Genomic DNA, 14021 nt, shown 5'->3' on the forward strand with positions numbered 1-14021 from the left:
TGTATCAGCCCATCCACCAGGTAAAGACCACTGTCCATTGTCTGTTTCTCTGACCATTAAGATCTTTTCATCCTTAAAAACAACCGCTCGTACATCTACCTTTGGTGTCTGATAGCCCATTTCACTAGTAAATAACTCCTCAATTTGCTCGAATTGCAGCGTTGTGTAATGAGTATAAATATCCATACTTATTTCTCTTATTTGTTCAAAGCGTTCGATATCGTATTTATCCTTGGAATACGTCAGTCCAGCTTGAGCGATGGATTGAAGTTTCTTCGCATAGGCTAACCATTTCTCCTCCATACACTTCCTCCTCAGCAATTTACGGCTTCTTTTACCATATCATACCACCAATTATAGGGCTCATCTACTCCTAAACTGTATAGAAAGCTGCTAAACCACCCCATTTTTAAAAATCGACTTGACTCTAACGTTACGTTATCCTTTATGATCATAATAAGGAGTTGATCTCATATGTCCTATAAAGTTAAAGAAGTAGCTGAGCTAGCAGGAATCAGTGTACGAACTCTACACCATTACGACCGTATTGGACTTCTGAAACCTGATACTGTCAATTCATCTGGATATAGGCTGTATTCAGACCAAGACCTTGAAAAACTTCAACAAATTCTATTCTTCAAAGAGCTTGGTTTTAGTTTGCAAGAAACAAAGAAAATACTTGAAAATCCACATTTTGATCGCAAACAAGCCTTTCAAACTCATTTGGAGCTATTGAAGAAAAAAAGGAACAGACTCGAAGAAATGATCCTTTCTGTTACGAAAACCATACAATCCATCGAAGGAGGAGTACACATGGATAAAAAAGAAATGTTTCGTGCTTTTGATATGAGCGAGGTGGAAAAATACGCAGAAGAAATCAGTAAAAGATATGGAAATTCTGAGGCTTATCGAGAAAGTCAAGAAAAGACAGCTACCTATACGAAGGAGGATTGGAGGGAAAAGATGAGTCAAGCAGATAAAATATATCAAAAGTTTGCTTCACTCATGGATAAAGGAGCTCATGATCCAAAGGTTCAAGAGGCTGTCAGCGAATGGAGAGCCTATATCACAGACAACTTTTACAACTGCACACCGGAGATCTTGAGAGGTTTAGGTGATATGTATGTCCTCGATGAACGTTTTACCACTAATATTGACCAATATAAACCTGGACTCGCTTTATTTCTGAAAGACGCTATAACTTTCTACTGTGATCATGTCGAAAAATAGAAACTCAGTAGTTTATGGATCATCCTAGGTTTATTTACCAAATCATTCATAATGTTGTTTGTGCTTCCACATGTTACAATCGAGCTATACTGCTGAGGAGGCTACGAAACAATGTTAAGAGTCAAGCATAAACAAAAAAGCTTCACTACGAAATTAATGAGTATTGTATCTATCGTCGTTACACTATTGTTCATTCTATATAATGGAGTCTTACTCTATCAGGATTACCATTATTCAATCAATGCTGCTGAAGAATTTGCTCAACAAAATGCAAACTTACATGCTGTAGAAATACAAAAAGATTTTACTATTACAAATGAAATACTTAAGTCTCTAAAACAAAATATTAGTCTAATGTATCAAAACTCCTTCTTAACATATGATAACATTACACATTCTGTATCTGAAATACTGAAGGAAAATCCTAATATTGTTGGAATGGCTGTTTTATTAGAACCAAACAAGGTTTCTCTATCTGATACAACACCTCCTGATTTGGTTGATGCTCAACATCGCTTTGTGCCTTATTTTTATCAAGCAGAGGGTAATATCTCCGTTGAGCCATTAGTCGATTATGAAGTAGAAGGTGATGGGGACTGGTATCTCATTCCTAAAAAAGAACGCAGACCTATCCTTACTGAGCCTTACGTCTATCCAGTTAATGGGACAGATGTTTTAATGACAACAATCGCCCATCCTATTATGGGGAAACAAGGTGAATTCCTTGGAGTTGTTACGGCTGATTTTAGTATCGAATATTTAGAGGCGCTTGTAAGTGAAGTGAAGCCTTTAGGAGGATACTCCGCTTTAATATCTGGAGCCGGAATGTATGTTGCCCATGGAGAAAATCCGGAGCTAGTAAATCAAGATATAGCTAACGATGATACCTGGAAAACAGTGAAGGAAAAAATAACAACTGGTGAAGAAGTTACTGACTATATTAATGTAGCGGGTAGCGAAGTATTGATGGCATTTAAGACCATCGATCTTGATCAAATACAGGAATATTGGTCCTTTGTTTCAGCTGTACCCAAAGAACAAATTTTGTATAATTTTACCAAAAAGCTCTTCGATGTTATAATCGCAGCGTTCATCATATTAGGTGCCATTATAGGGATTATGTACCTATTTATAAAACGAGCCTTAAAACCCCTGCAACAAGTGACAAATTATATGGAGAAAGTAGCTGATGGGGACCTTTCCTACAAAATTCCTGATACAGATTTCACCAATGATGAAATTGGTCAGGTAGCTGAGTACTTTAACACTATGATTGAGGGGATGAAAAAAATTATCGTTTCCGTTGAACAATCTGTAGTTCATCTTAGCAGCTCAGCTGAAGACTTAAGTAGCTTATCTGAAGAAATGCTTGCTTCAAGTAAAGATGTGGCAACTGCCATATCAGAAATTGCCTATGGAGCAACGGAACAAGCAAGTGAAACGGATGAAACGAGCCAATTGACGCATAAATTGTCCTCTCAATTTGATAATTTAAGCCAATTAGTTTCACAAATGATAGTATTATCTAGCAAAGCAGAAGAATCCAACAAGATCGGAATATCCAAAATAGATGCCCTACGAGATCGAACGAATGAATCTAACGATGTTATTTATTCTGTTTTTTCCATTATTAATGAATTGTCTAAAGAAGTTCAAGAAATTGGTGAAGTTATTTCTTCTATTAACGACATTTCGGATCAGACTAATCTACTAGCCCTTAATGCAAGCATTGAAGCAGCAAGAGCTGGGGAAAGCGGAAAAGGGTTTGCCATAGTAGCGGAGGAAGTCAGAAAGCTTGCAGAACAATCAAAACGAGCCACCGAAAAAGTTCAAGGTACGATCACTGGCATTCATTCTCAAACTGAAAAGGTCGTTTTAGAAGTAAATAAAACGAAAGTGATTACTCAAGAACAAAATAGTGCCGTTTCTGAAACTGAAGAAGCTTTTAATTCGATTGCAGTCTCTATTAAGGACTTGCTAACTGCCATATCAACCATTTCTAAGCAGGTTGATGTGATGGACAATCATAAGAATTCGCTTGTTGATTCTATTCAAAGTATCTCTGCAATATCTGAGCAAACGGCTGCTTCTGCTGAAGAAGTAAGTGCTTCGACAACTGAACAAATTACAGCATTAGAAACGGTTTCAGGTTCTTCTGAGGAATTAAACAATTCTGCTGAAAAGTTAAAGAATTTAATTCAACAATTTAAAACGTCTTAATTTCTAAGAATAGCAAGGGGCTGTCTAAAAAAGTCAGTAAAAAATAGAAACTGACTTTATAGCAGCCCTTTTGTTCATCATTACTTTTTAACGATTGGCACCCAAAGCTCACTATTAGGATTTCGATCAGGAGCTAAGTAATTCTCTATACATGGGAGATCAGCCAATTCATATCCTGAAGTAGGCACCCATTCGGTATATAAACGTTTCCAAGCCTCCATAACATTAGGGAAAACAACCCATGTGTTAGTAGGAATAACAAGTGTATCCATATCATCTAGGGCTGGATGATCATAACGAACTCCCATAAAATAGTTGAATTCCTCATCCATAATGGCAGCTTGCTTTCCACATACCCCTAGAAGCCCTTCCATTTTACACTTAGGGTTCTCCCATGACATATCAATAAGTCTTTGTAAATATCCATTAGCACCTGCTTTTTCCCATAAAGCAGGGATTGTTTTGAAGGCATCCTGTGTCACAACAGGGTGACTCACACCGACCAATACCAATTCAAAATCAATCTCTTCAATTCTATACTCCATTTCCTCTTCTCCTTTAATAGATATTTGAAAGGATATTCTTGGAAAGGCTTTTAATTGGACTCCTTTTCCTCGTGCTGCTGTCGGATTTACTCCATGTAGATTTTTGAAAGCGCGACTAAAAGCGTCAGGAGAATCATATCCATATTTTAAAGCAATGTCTATAATGCGGTTTGAACTATTTTGAAGCTCAAACGCTGCCACAGACAAGCGTCTGCGTCTTATGTACTCCATTAGTGTGACTCCTGTCATAGAAGAAAACATTCTCGGAAAGTGATATTCTGAGCAATATGCCAGTTTAGCAATCTCTTTCATTTGAATATCACCTGTTAAATGGTCTTCTATATAATCCAACACCCTATTAAATCTCTCAATCCAATCCATTCCTAACCGCCCTTTCTCCTTCAGTATGTATCAAATAAACAAGAGTTTCCCGACATTCTTTGCATCTCTTATGCAGGGTATTTTTCTATAAACTATGTTCAAAATTCCCTTGACAAAATGTGATGTTGATCACTTACTCCAACTCAATAATTTTATATAACTAAAGTACAAAGAATATTGAGGAGGTTTTTATTATGGGTATCGTAGCTATTATTACATTATCTGTCTTACTCACTTGTGTTGGATTTACAATGGTAGGGGTTAATGGTCTAAAAAAATTAGATCGTGAAGACATAAAATTTTAGATTATGATTCTTGGATGTATCGTCCCACTTTGGAAAGAAGGATTGTAGAATCGTCTGGATATGAGTGATCCCAATCCTTCTTTGACCGTAATGTTACATTTGATATCGTTATATTCTACATGAATCGCTTGTTCTATCACTCAGCCATCTATTTCTCGCACTTGGATTCTATAACTTTTCGATCATTTCTTGAGTTTGGATTCGATATCACAAGAAATTCGATATCCTGATCAGACTTATTAAATACCTGATGCGGGATATTAGAGGGTACATTCATTCCTTCATGAACGTTCAGATGATACTCTGCACCATCCAGTTCAATCGTCATGGTTCCAGCTAAAACGAAAAAAAACTGCTTCGCGTGATGATGGATATGTCTTACTTCACTTGTACCTGGTGGCATTCTCTCATGAATAATGCTTCTTTCTGGCTCATCAATGAGCCGCCAACCATCACAATGATTCCCCCAAACATAATGCTCAGCATTCTGCTTGCTAATCATCAAATCATTCCTCTCCCTTCACTGCTTAGAACTGTATACTAAAACCAGAAAATCGATGAGTTCCTGTACCAAACTTAACTAGATCTTGTTCTCTCAATATCTTAACAGCTCTTTTCACTTCATTTAAAATAATTGGGTCTAGACCTAATGTGTTATGAGAACCGAAAACTATTTTGACATTAGAAATGTTTGATATTCTTTCCAGTGAATGAACTAAATCAGTTGGATTAGTTGATGGATAAAAGGCATATATAGGTGTTTGATCATAGAGCAAATCACCCGTAAACAAATACCCATTTGTAATATCAAAAATACATACATGACCTGGAGAATGACCTGGGGTATGGTAAATCATTAATTTCCTAGATCCCATGTCTATTACATCGCCATCTTTAATTATTCCGGCTGGTTCTCCTTGAAAAGGTACATAGGTATCAGGATTAAACGTCTTGGGTGTAGGCAGGGTTATATCTCTACTTATGTTTTTTCTGATGACGTCAATAGATAAACCCTTTATGCCATTAACCAACCAATCTTTATCTCCTTCATGTACATAAATAGTATCAAATTCTGCATGACTGCCAATATGATCAGTATGTACATGTGTAGTAATGACTTCAATAGGTAAGTCCGTGATTTGGTTTGTTATTCTTTTTATGCTGTCAATCCCAAGACCTGTGTCAATAAGGATGGCTTTCTCTTCTCCTAACAAAAGAAATGAGTGGACTTTTTCCCAATGCCCATACTCGCTAATGGCAAAAGTGTGATTATCAATTTTCTGAATGGTAAACCAAGGATCTTTAATCATACAAACCTCCACAATCTCCTTCTTATACTTCTTCTGGAAAAAATCGCTTCGTTATGCGCATCGCATGCTCTGTAGACTGGACTAATTCTTCGCTGTTTTTTTTAACTCGGATACGTAACGCCTTTTCAAAGAGTTCATACGCTCCCCTGTACTCTTGTTGATCAAATTTACTCTTACCATAATGCTGGTAGGTAAAATCAAGCAAGTGCCTCCCCTGTTGCTTTGTTACAATTTGCTCGAGGATTTCTTCATACAACGAATCTGCCTTAGCAAACTCATTTTTCCATTGGTATACATGAGCCAATCTAATTTTATTTGCTAATACGCTTGAAATGTTTCCTTCCTTTTGATACAGAGAGATGGCTTTTGTCAGATGCCGTTCAGCTTCATCTAAGCGACCCACGATTCTACAAAAGACCCCTATTAAACCATGGAGTACGGAGGAATCATCTCTATGTACACAATCTTGTAAGTAGCGGATTCCTTGTTGCATTTCGTTCGTATCTTCTGGAATATCCCTTAACTGTTCATCAAAATAGACTTGCATATTAAAGGGAATTTCATTGATTTTCATTACCAATCTTCCTTTACTGATCGACTTTGACGGTAGGTATCTGCCCCCACCCAAAACTTTTCATGGTGAAGGAGAGCCAACTACTCTTCTTTTGCCTTTACAATTGGATACCTATTCCCATCTTCATTTAACTCTACTATAAATATAGTATCTTTTTCTAGGACTAGCTTCTCGTTATGTGTAAAATCTACTTGCACTCTATCAAGTGTTATATCTAGAACAATCGCATCTCCATTTAGAAAAACTAAACTATGAAATCGATCATCATCAAGTGGATGCTCCCCAAAAATAGTCTTTCTCTCAATTAGATAAGAAAGATAAGATTTTCTCTCTGTCCATTTTCTACCGATTTTGTTTTCCATCTCACTTCTACTCGTATATGGGGGAAATATATGCATTCTATCCCACTGAAAAGTAGTTATATCCGTCATTTTAAATGCTGTTTCTTCCTTAATTGTCCCTAATAATCGATCATAAAATTCACGTTCATACTCGTTAGATATTCTTGATTCTCTATAATCCATATAGCTAGACAGGGCTGGAAAGACTAACAAGCCCAAAATGATGAACATAGAAACAAAATAAATATATTTCTTCTTAGTCATTTTCATAATAATTTCCCTTAAATTTTTATCACGTTCTACCCGTCAAGTGGAGTAAAAACTTCAAGTTCCCTATATCTCATCTTCAAAACTCAACGTAAAGATAATCGCCCATTCAAGTGAGCCTAGCGATTCCGACGAGAAATCGGCTGTGCGAATTGAATTGGTACTTGTTGCCTGCATTCCCCATACAGGTACATCTCCATTAGCAGGAAATGTTATCGGTTCATTATAATGGATCAATCCAGATAAGTTCATTTTTTTATCCCATGGAATAGTAAATTTTCCAACACCTGATCCTGTGTCATGTATTGTTCCTACCTTGATCATTTTGAATTCCTCGGAACCCTCAAGACCTATAGTATCAATAGAGATAATAACTTCGACATCATTGCCTTCTTCCGAACTGAAGAACAAATCGCCAACGGAACCATATGAATCAGCTTTCTCACCGTTTTTCCACAAATCAATATTCAATTTTATATTTGGTTTTTTTCCTTCATATCTTAATTTAAATGCCCCAGTCATAGAGCCTAGGAAAAGCTTAAACTTTGCTGCGTCACCATCGAATAAGTCAATGGGGGTCAGCACTATTTTAGTGTTATCATAATCTAGATCGGGCGTAGCTGTTTCAAATAATTGTGTGCAGCCTGATGTCAATAAAACGATCATGATGATGCATGCAACTATGCTGCTTATTTTACATTTTCTGATCATCATTGTTCCTACTTTCCTTCAAATTCATTGAAATATGGAGGAGCAAAATGGCATCCGTTAATGTATTGTTGCTGATGATGAGTTTTCCTAGACTAAGCATACTCTACTTCAAATTCCTTAACAAAAACAGCAGCTCCAGAAATAAATACTTCTAAGATTTCAGTATTTCTGTACACCTCAACACTTACTCTACCGTCTTTATCTATTTCTTGTCCTTGTTCAACGACAAATGCAATAGACTCCATATCCTTGTTAATATAACTTAAATAATAAGCTCCCACAACACCAGAAGCAGTCCCTGTTACGGCATCTTCTTTAGTTCCTGAATATGGGGATGAAAAGTGCCTTGCATGCATAAATGTAGTGTCGTCATACGTATCAAAACAAAAAGGATGCACAGAGGATTTTCTGTTTTCAATTAGGATATCAGGAAACTGTTCATTATTGGGCTTCATGATTGAAAATGATCTCAAATCTTTAATTGGTACTAGTAATGTCCAAATACCAGTACTTCCATATACTGTAGGTTCAGATAAGTCTATATCTTCTTCGGTTAAACCCATCGATGCTGCCAATTTTTTAATATCACCATTAAAGGAAACGAATTTCGGATTGTCTTGTTTCATTCTGACTATTATTTGATCTTCTTTATCTTCAAAATCAATCGGAAGTATACCTACATTTGTTTCTATTTTGATTGAATCTCTTCCATCTAAGAAACCTCGGCTTTTCAAGCAATACAATGCTCCCATTGTAGCATGACCACATAAATTAATTTCATGTCCTGGAGTAAAGTATCTTAATCTCAAATCAGCCTTCTCTGAATCTATCACAAATACAGTCTCATTAAATCCAACATTATGGGCTATATTCTGCATTTCATTCTCACTTAGATTATTCGCGTTTAGTACAACACCTGCTGGATTACCTTTGTTTTTAATCTTTGAAAATGCATCATAATGAAATACTTTTATATTCTTCATCCTGATTCCTACTTTCTTTGTGTTTAGCCAGTTTCCTCAATCGTTGTTTATCTACATCGCCGGTGAACTTTACAAGAAGGGACTGAACCTACAAATACTTTTCTGGTAAAGGCAAGCTGACGAATTGGTATTATGCATCTGTACACTGTAGATCCCAACCTACTCTTTGACTCCAATCGTTTGCTCTTTGGATAATTTCATATATGATTGGACCTTTTCCTATCACGTATTGGTTTCTCTCATCCTGATATTGATTCATTAGGCTATATTTTACGTTAGCATACATCTCACACTCGTTGGGGTGCGCTCGTAAATAGTCTCGAAATAATAGGGCAAATTGTTCCGACCAACTCCCTGATTTCCTTACATGAATATGTGTTCTTCTTTCACCTGGTTGTTCTCTAAAGTATCTTTTAGTTAAGTCTGGATTATTCCTTTGATAGATAAATCCTATACTTGCTAGAGGTATTTTATACGTGTCTAAATGTTCCAAGGAAGCAACCGATATTTGAATATCAATGATCGGTTTGGCATCTAGATTTGGAACTGATGTGGAGCCAATATGGTCTATCCTCAAAGCTGTTTCTCCTAAAACACTTCTAATTTTTTGACCAATCTCCTTGAATAGAATGGGCCATTGTTCATCATAAGAGGTTACTATAATAGGTTCATTCATTCAATCATCTCCTATGAGTTTTTTTCTTTTTTAATAAACGTATTTTGTATTTCCTATTTAGTGCGTTTACAATTATTAACAAAAAGCCAAGAATTAAGTTCTCCAGTTTAGAGTGGGAGTAAGCTATTAACAATCCAAATTCATTAGGGGGAAATAACAAATATATTTCAATTAATAACAAAGATGACACTGTGAAAACTAATCCAATTGTAAATATAAATAAATTTTGACTCTCAATTTTTTTGTCTATCATCAATTTCTGTAGAGTGTTTTCTATGATTATTGGTGAAAAAATAATTGCAACTATCGAAACCCAAAAGAAAAAAATCACAACTCCCCAGTAAGGATTTCCAGTAACATAGTTCCCTAGTAAATGTACTCCAATCACATAAGATAAAATAAAACATACAACGGATATAAAAAATCCAGTCATCGCTCCTTTAAAAATATCATTAGAGTTTCAGGTCATACTAATCACCTTCATCCAAAAATTCTTTAACATTTCAATAATCTCCTATTTAGATTTATTATTTTTTTTGATATTTTGCTCCCCACTCACATAATCCTTCCAAAACCGGTAATAGAGTTTCCGCTTTATCTGTGAGACTATACTCGACTTTAGGAGGCACTTGAGGAAACTCTTTCCGTTTCACAAGACCATCGCTTATCAGTTCCTTTAGCTGTGAACTCAATGTTTTATAAGTAATAGCTCCTATTTGTCGTTTGAGATCATTAAAGCGAATCGGTTGGTTTTCTGCTAAGAGGTATATAATAACCATTTTCCATTTGCCACTAATAACGGATACTGTGTAACCAAATGGAGTATCTTGAATACATTTAACTTTCCCTTTATAGTCAGACATTCCCATATTTACACTATCCTTTCGGGTAGTACATATCAAAAAAGTGCGTACTACTATTATTTTTGCGTATATTTTATACTAATCTTACTTTGAAGCAAAGGAGAGAAAAAAATGACTAATGCAAAAATTTATAATCACGGTGTTCCGTGGGAAGAAACTTTCGGTGTCACCCAAGGTTATAGCTTTAACGGTACCATCTACATCTCGGGACAATTTTCCCACGATATGCAGGGCACGTTTGTTGGTAAGGGGAATATCGAGACACAAATGCGGCAGACATTGGAGAATCTTGATCGCGTACTTGCTGGATTCGGTGTTACGAGATCAAACCTTGCAGAAATGGAAGTATTTTTGACAAACCCACAAGAGCATTTCGACCAAACTGTCCTTCTGTACAAGGAATATGTGGGCGACCATCGGCCCGCTGTCACCCTCGTCGGCGTGTCAGGGCTGGCATTTCCTCATCAGCTTATTGAAATCCGCGCCGTCGCACACACTGACTAACCCTGATTCCGCTGTCGTCCTTCAACAAGGAACGACGTGCCCCAATAAAGTAGACTTCCATCAGATGGAGTTATTTTTTTACTCGACTTGATGGTTAGTCGCCCTTATCAGGTTCTTAGCGTCGGTTAGATCGTGATAATGTTAGAAAGGTTATCAGGTAGCTTGTAGGACATGAGTTCGGTATTGTATCGGACTCATGCCATTTATAAGCCGATAGTTATGAAGATGAATAAACTTCTTTAAGTGTATCTCTAAACAATCTATCTAATTTCTCAGTAGGGTTTTCACTTGAATGTTTAATCGTCTTAATAAAAGCATCGATATGATCTATTTCATTTTCAATAAACTCATTTATCACATTTATTCTTGGTTCAAAATCTAACTCGTCACCATTAATCTTTCTTTCAAGTAATTTTGAAATTTCTTCATTTAAAATGCCACTTGGTACAATGTCATTAACCAAATCTTGAAATAAGATCGGTGGCATAGTATTATATTTTTCTATCCATTTGCAAGCTAATACTGGTCTTAATACATAAAAATATTTCTTAATTTTAACCCGTTCCCCTTGTAGGAATTCTCTATAGTTTCCTCGAGCCATACTTAAATAGTGATACATACACGATATTGGCGAAAAAACTTCCGAGCTCATTTTTCTAAGTTTATCGACAAAAGAAAAACTCCGATAATAAACAATTTCAGAACTCAACCATTCCTGTAAAGGTGGATTTGATTTTCTAAATAGTTTCAAAGCTTTTCGAATATCCCACCCATTGATATCCAATAGATCGTTGATTGGTAACTCTATAACATCTCTCTTTTCATCAATGGATAAATACCACTCTGGTGGATGGATATAGATAAATCTTACGTCATAATCGCTGTCTTTCGAAGGAAAACCCCATGCACGACTACCTGACTCACAAGCAAATAGGATTGTGACATCTTTTGTTAATTCTATGTTTTTTATTTCTTCTATGATTTTTTCATTCAACATTAACACTCTCCAGTGATTTGATTAAAATTAAAATATTATGAATAATTAGTTATTTTAATGATAAGATGCTTATAATTCATCCTTTTTAATATGATTTGTTATTCATTTAATGCCTTAATTGCTTTATGTTTATCGTTTTTACTAATGTAAATATCATACTGTGTAGTATTCTTAAATGGATTTGTACGGTTTCCTAATCCCATTGGTGATGTAGTTTTAGTTGATATTCCATACTTATCTAGTTTTGCTCTTATTCTCATATATTCTTCGTATCCAAACGCTGTATAAATTAGTTCCCGTTTTCGGTTTACAAGTAGAGATAACGCGGTATATATAACTGTTATAATAGCAAAAACTATTACAAATACATACATTTCCGTACCTCCATCTACATCCTTTCTATTAAATTTACGATTTCATTTACCGAAAGTTTCATATTCCTTCTTTAAGAGTTCTGCTTAAGCGTGTAAATGGTGTTATCCGTTGTTTCTAGCAGCCATCTTCGAATTTGCACGCAATGTTCTAATTTTGTACAGGAACCAGGTCTTCCACAATGATTCTCCGTCTTTATGTACTGACACTTTATTATGGTAGAAGAAATCATCCACGGATACAGGTATTTTCCCTATTGGTGCTACAGGCTCGTGACTAATCCATTCATCGAATTGTACTCTCCCATTTCCAGACTTAAAAAATGTCTGATTGGGTAATATATACAACATCCCTTCTGTCCATGGATCATTCCTAATAGTGGATTGATTTAAGGAATAATAATGATACCTTTGATTTCTATGAACAAGACAACCGTTACGAAAACTTGCTACCACGTTATCTCTTCTTAAAACAGCATAAAATATAGGCCAAATTGGATCCGTTGATGCAAATATTGCTTTGGTTAATTTATTGTTATAAAGGGTTTGTTCCCGAGGTTCAAATATCTCGATATCATGATTATTTGAACCATGGAATACAAACTTTCCTGTCTGTGACATGTATTTTATGAAATGATACTTAGGAAAGTTAGAAGGATAATCTATTAATTCTCCTCGATTATTCATCATGGTATCTACTAGCTTCTTAAATTGTTTTTCTTGTTCTTCATCTATATTTATAGATGGAGCAGGGTAAAACAAACTTGATAACAATAATTTTAGCATCTTCTTCGAATACTCCCCTCCTTATACGTGCTATCCGATGATCCTCTTTCCATTGAGTTTACTTAACGCATGTCCCCTCTGCTATTAGAGGACGACTCCTCCACTATTTTGCTTAACAGACGCAGCATAACACGCCGATTTCATATAACTTCGTGAATTAACTCATTTATAAAATATTCGATTCTATCATACTCATAATCTGGTTTATATGTAAAAATACTTCCATGAGAATTATCCAACCAGTTTACTCCGACTGTGCTAACACCTGCGTCTATCCCAGCTTTTATATCAGCATCACTATCTCCGATAAATAAAGTATTTTCTATCGAAGAATCTAGAAGCTTTATTGCCTTTAAAATTCCTTCAGGATGTGGTTTTGGATATAACACATCATCACCCGTTATAGAAATTTCAAATGGATCTAAACCAAATAAATGATTGATGGATATTTCATAACTTCTTCTTGCTTTACCTGTAACTATTCCTAAAGAAATCCCCTTTATTTTTAGATCATTGATCATATTTATTATTCCTTCATTTGGTTTCACTAGTTCAGAATGTTTACTATGATACATATCGTAATAATCCTCAATTGCTTGTTCAACAAACATTTTATTAGAGAGATTCTGTTTGATTATTCCAATTTCAGATGGGCCAAACATAGCTAATATATCATGATTGCTTAATTCTCTATTATCATATTTTTGGAATACCTTTTGGAAAGAATAAAAACAAATAGGTAGTGTATCTGCTAGGGTGCCATCGAAATCAAATAAAATAGTTTTATACTTCATAGGAATTACCTTCTTTTCTTTTATTTTTTTGGAACATCCTGATACGTACTCATATCTACGACAACCCTGTGTCTTACAAAGGTAGGCTCAACCTAGAAATTCTGATTCATCGTCAATTTCTGTGAAAAAAGTTTTGAAGACATGAAAAAACTCGCTATTTCCT

The 14021-nt window shown here is 35.5% G+C and carries 17 protein-coding genes; 3 read left to right on the forward strand and 14 right to left on the reverse strand.

Annotation, left to right across the window (positions count from 1 at the left end; translation table 11 throughout):
- Window positions 1-303: NUDIX hydrolase (locus tag JCM10596_RS21725; protein ID WP_025028906.1), on the reverse strand; the 303-nt coding region annotated here is incomplete at its 3' end.
- 171 nt (window positions 304-474) lie between these two features.
- Between JCM10596_RS21725 and JCM10596_RS21730 the strand changes: the two genes are divergently transcribed.
- Entirely contained in the window at window positions 475-1230 is a 756-nt protein-coding gene (locus JCM10596_RS21730; protein ID WP_025028907.1) for a MerR family transcriptional regulator, read from the forward strand.
- Window positions 1231-1341: 111 nt separating this feature from the next.
- Complete coding sequence (locus JCM10596_RS21735; protein ID WP_025028908.1) at window positions 1342-3450, forward strand: methyl-accepting chemotaxis protein; 2109 nt, start codon at window positions 1342-1344, stop codon at window positions 3448-3450.
- Between the two features lie 80 nt (window positions 3451-3530).
- Here the strand turns inward: JCM10596_RS21735 and JCM10596_RS21740 are convergent, their stop codons facing one another.
- The 9 genes from JCM10596_RS21740 to JCM10596_RS21790 all read right to left on the reverse strand — a co-directional run bounded on the left by JCM10596_RS21740 (window position 3531) and on the right by JCM10596_RS21790 (window position 10412).
- Window positions 3531-4376, reverse strand: coding sequence for an AraC family transcriptional regulator (locus JCM10596_RS21740; RefSeq protein ID WP_025028909.1), 846 nt, complete (start codon window positions 4374-4376; stop codon window positions 3531-3533).
- 453 nt (window positions 4377-4829) lie between these two features.
- Window positions 4830-5186 carry a cupin domain-containing protein gene (locus JCM10596_RS21750; protein ID WP_025028910.1) on the reverse strand — a complete coding sequence of 119 codons (357 nt, stop codon included), beginning with the start codon at window positions 5184-5186 and terminating at the stop codon, window positions 4830-4832.
- Between the two features lie 22 nt (window positions 5187-5208).
- Complete coding sequence (locus JCM10596_RS21755) at window positions 5209-5991, reverse strand: MBL fold metallo-hydrolase (RefSeq protein ID WP_025028911.1); 783 nt, start codon at window positions 5989-5991, stop codon at window positions 5209-5211.
- A 22-nt stretch (window positions 5992-6013) separates the two neighbouring features.
- Window positions 6014-6565 carry a tetratricopeptide repeat protein gene (locus JCM10596_RS21760; protein WP_025028912.1) on the reverse strand — a complete coding sequence of 184 codons (552 nt, stop codon included), beginning with the start codon at window positions 6563-6565 and terminating at the stop codon, window positions 6014-6016.
- An 80-nt stretch (window positions 6566-6645) separates the two neighbouring features.
- On the reverse strand, window positions 6646-7176 hold the full coding sequence (locus tag JCM10596_RS21765; RefSeq protein WP_025028913.1) for a hypothetical protein: 531 nt from the start codon (window positions 7174-7176) through the stop codon (window positions 6646-6648).
- A 63-nt stretch (window positions 7177-7239) separates the two neighbouring features.
- A complete protein-coding gene (locus JCM10596_RS21770; RefSeq protein WP_025028914.1) occupies window positions 7240-7887 on the reverse strand; it encodes a hypothetical protein in 648 nt (215 codons plus the stop codon).
- A gap of 89 nt (window positions 7888-7976) precedes the next feature.
- Window positions 7977-8867 carry a PhzF family phenazine biosynthesis protein gene (locus JCM10596_RS21775; protein WP_025028915.1) on the reverse strand — a complete coding sequence of 297 codons (891 nt, stop codon included), beginning with the start codon at window positions 8865-8867 and terminating at the stop codon, window positions 7977-7979.
- A 130-nt stretch (window positions 8868-8997) separates the two neighbouring features.
- On the reverse strand, window positions 8998-9543 hold the full coding sequence (locus JCM10596_RS21780) for a GrpB family protein (RefSeq protein ID WP_025028916.1): 546 nt from the start codon (window positions 9541-9543) through the stop codon (window positions 8998-9000).
- Window positions 9544-10070: 527 nt separating this feature from the next.
- Window positions 10071-10412: a winged helix-turn-helix transcriptional regulator gene (locus tag JCM10596_RS21790; protein WP_025028918.1), complete on the reverse strand. Its 342-nt coding sequence runs from the start codon at window positions 10410-10412 to the stop codon at window positions 10071-10073.
- 105 nt (window positions 10413-10517) lie between these two features.
- Between JCM10596_RS21790 and JCM10596_RS21795 the strand changes: the two genes are divergently transcribed.
- Window positions 10518-10910 (forward strand): RidA family protein, encoded by a 393-nt coding sequence (locus JCM10596_RS21795; protein WP_025028919.1) that lies wholly within the window; start codon window positions 10518-10520, stop codon window positions 10908-10910.
- 217 nt (window positions 10911-11127) lie between these two features.
- Here JCM10596_RS21795 and JCM10596_RS21800 read toward each other — a convergent pair whose 3' ends face one another.
- The 4 genes from JCM10596_RS21800 to JCM10596_RS21815 all read right to left on the reverse strand — a co-directional run bounded on the left by JCM10596_RS21800 (window position 11128) and on the right by JCM10596_RS21815 (window position 13858).
- On the reverse strand, window positions 11128-11904 hold the full coding sequence (locus JCM10596_RS21800; RefSeq protein WP_025028920.1) for a nucleotidyltransferase domain-containing protein: 777 nt from the start codon (window positions 11902-11904) through the stop codon (window positions 11128-11130).
- A gap of 101 nt (window positions 11905-12005) precedes the next feature.
- Window positions 12006-12281, reverse strand: a complete 276-nt coding sequence (locus tag JCM10596_RS21805; RefSeq protein ID WP_025028921.1) for a hypothetical protein — start codon at window positions 12279-12281, stop codon at window positions 12006-12008.
- A gap of 102 nt (window positions 12282-12383) precedes the next feature.
- Window positions 12384-13064, reverse strand: a complete 681-nt coding sequence (locus JCM10596_RS21810) for a hypothetical protein (RefSeq protein WP_025028922.1) — start codon at window positions 13062-13064, stop codon at window positions 12384-12386.
- A 140-nt stretch (window positions 13065-13204) separates the two neighbouring features.
- Window positions 13205-13858: an HAD family hydrolase gene (locus JCM10596_RS21815; RefSeq protein ID WP_025028923.1), complete on the reverse strand. Its 654-nt coding sequence runs from the start codon at window positions 13856-13858 to the stop codon at window positions 13205-13207.
- Window positions 13859-14021 lie beyond the last annotated feature (163 nt).

This window comes from Caldalkalibacillus mannanilyticus JCM 10596 (assembly GCF_000615945.1).
GTDB classification, from domain to species: domain Bacteria; phylum Bacillota; class Bacilli; order Caldalkalibacillales; family JCM-10596; genus Bacillus_AT; species Bacillus_AT mannanilyticus.

Bases quoted from the DNA above. Each gene is read 5' to 3' on its own strand.
- JCM10596_RS21730 (WP_025028907.1), top strand. From the start codon at position 475: ATGTCCTATAAAGTTAAAGAAGTAGCTGAGCTAGCAGGAATCAGTGTA.
- JCM10596_RS21735 (WP_025028908.1), top strand. From the start codon at position 1,342: ATGTTAAGAGTCAAGCATAAACAAAAAAGCTTCACTACGAAATTAATG.
- JCM10596_RS21740 (WP_025028909.1), bottom strand. From the start codon at position 4,376: ATGGATTGGATTGAGAGATTTAATAGGGTGTTGGATTATATAGAAGAC.
- JCM10596_RS21755 (WP_025028911.1), bottom strand. From the start codon at position 5,991: ATGATTAAAGATCCTTGGTTTACCATTCAGAAAATTGATAATCACACT.
- JCM10596_RS21760 (WP_025028912.1), bottom strand. From the start codon at position 6,565: ATGAAAATCAATGAAATTCCCTTTAATATGCAAGTCTATTTTGATGAA.
- JCM10596_RS21765 (WP_025028913.1), bottom strand. From the start codon at position 7,176: ATGAAAATGACTAAGAAGAAATATATTTATTTTGTTTCTATGTTCATC.
- JCM10596_RS21770 (WP_025028914.1), bottom strand. From the start codon at position 7,887: ATGATGATCAGAAAATGTAAAATAAGCAGCATAGTTGCATGCATCATC.
- JCM10596_RS21775 (WP_025028915.1), bottom strand. From the start codon at position 8,867: ATGAAGAATATAAAAGTATTTCATTATGATGCATTTTCAAAGATTAAA.
- JCM10596_RS21780 (WP_025028916.1), bottom strand. From the start codon at position 9,543: ATGAATGAACCTATTATAGTAACCTCTTATGATGAACAATGGCCCATT.
- JCM10596_RS21790 (WP_025028918.1), bottom strand. From the start codon at position 10,412: ATGGGAATGTCTGACTATAAAGGGAAAGTTAAATGTATTCAAGATACT.
- JCM10596_RS21795 (WP_025028919.1), top strand. From the start codon at position 10,518: ATGACTAATGCAAAAATTTATAATCACGGTGTTCCGTGGGAAGAAACT.
- JCM10596_RS21805 (WP_025028921.1), bottom strand. From the start codon at position 12,281: ATGTATGTATTTGTAATAGTTTTTGCTATTATAACAGTTATATATACC.
- JCM10596_RS21810 (WP_025028922.1), bottom strand. From the start codon at position 13,064: ATGCTAAAATTATTGTTATCAAGTTTGTTTTACCCTGCTCCATCTATA.
- JCM10596_RS21815 (WP_025028923.1), bottom strand. From the start codon at position 13,858: ATGAAGTATAAAACTATTTTATTTGATTTCGATGGCACCCTAGCAGAT.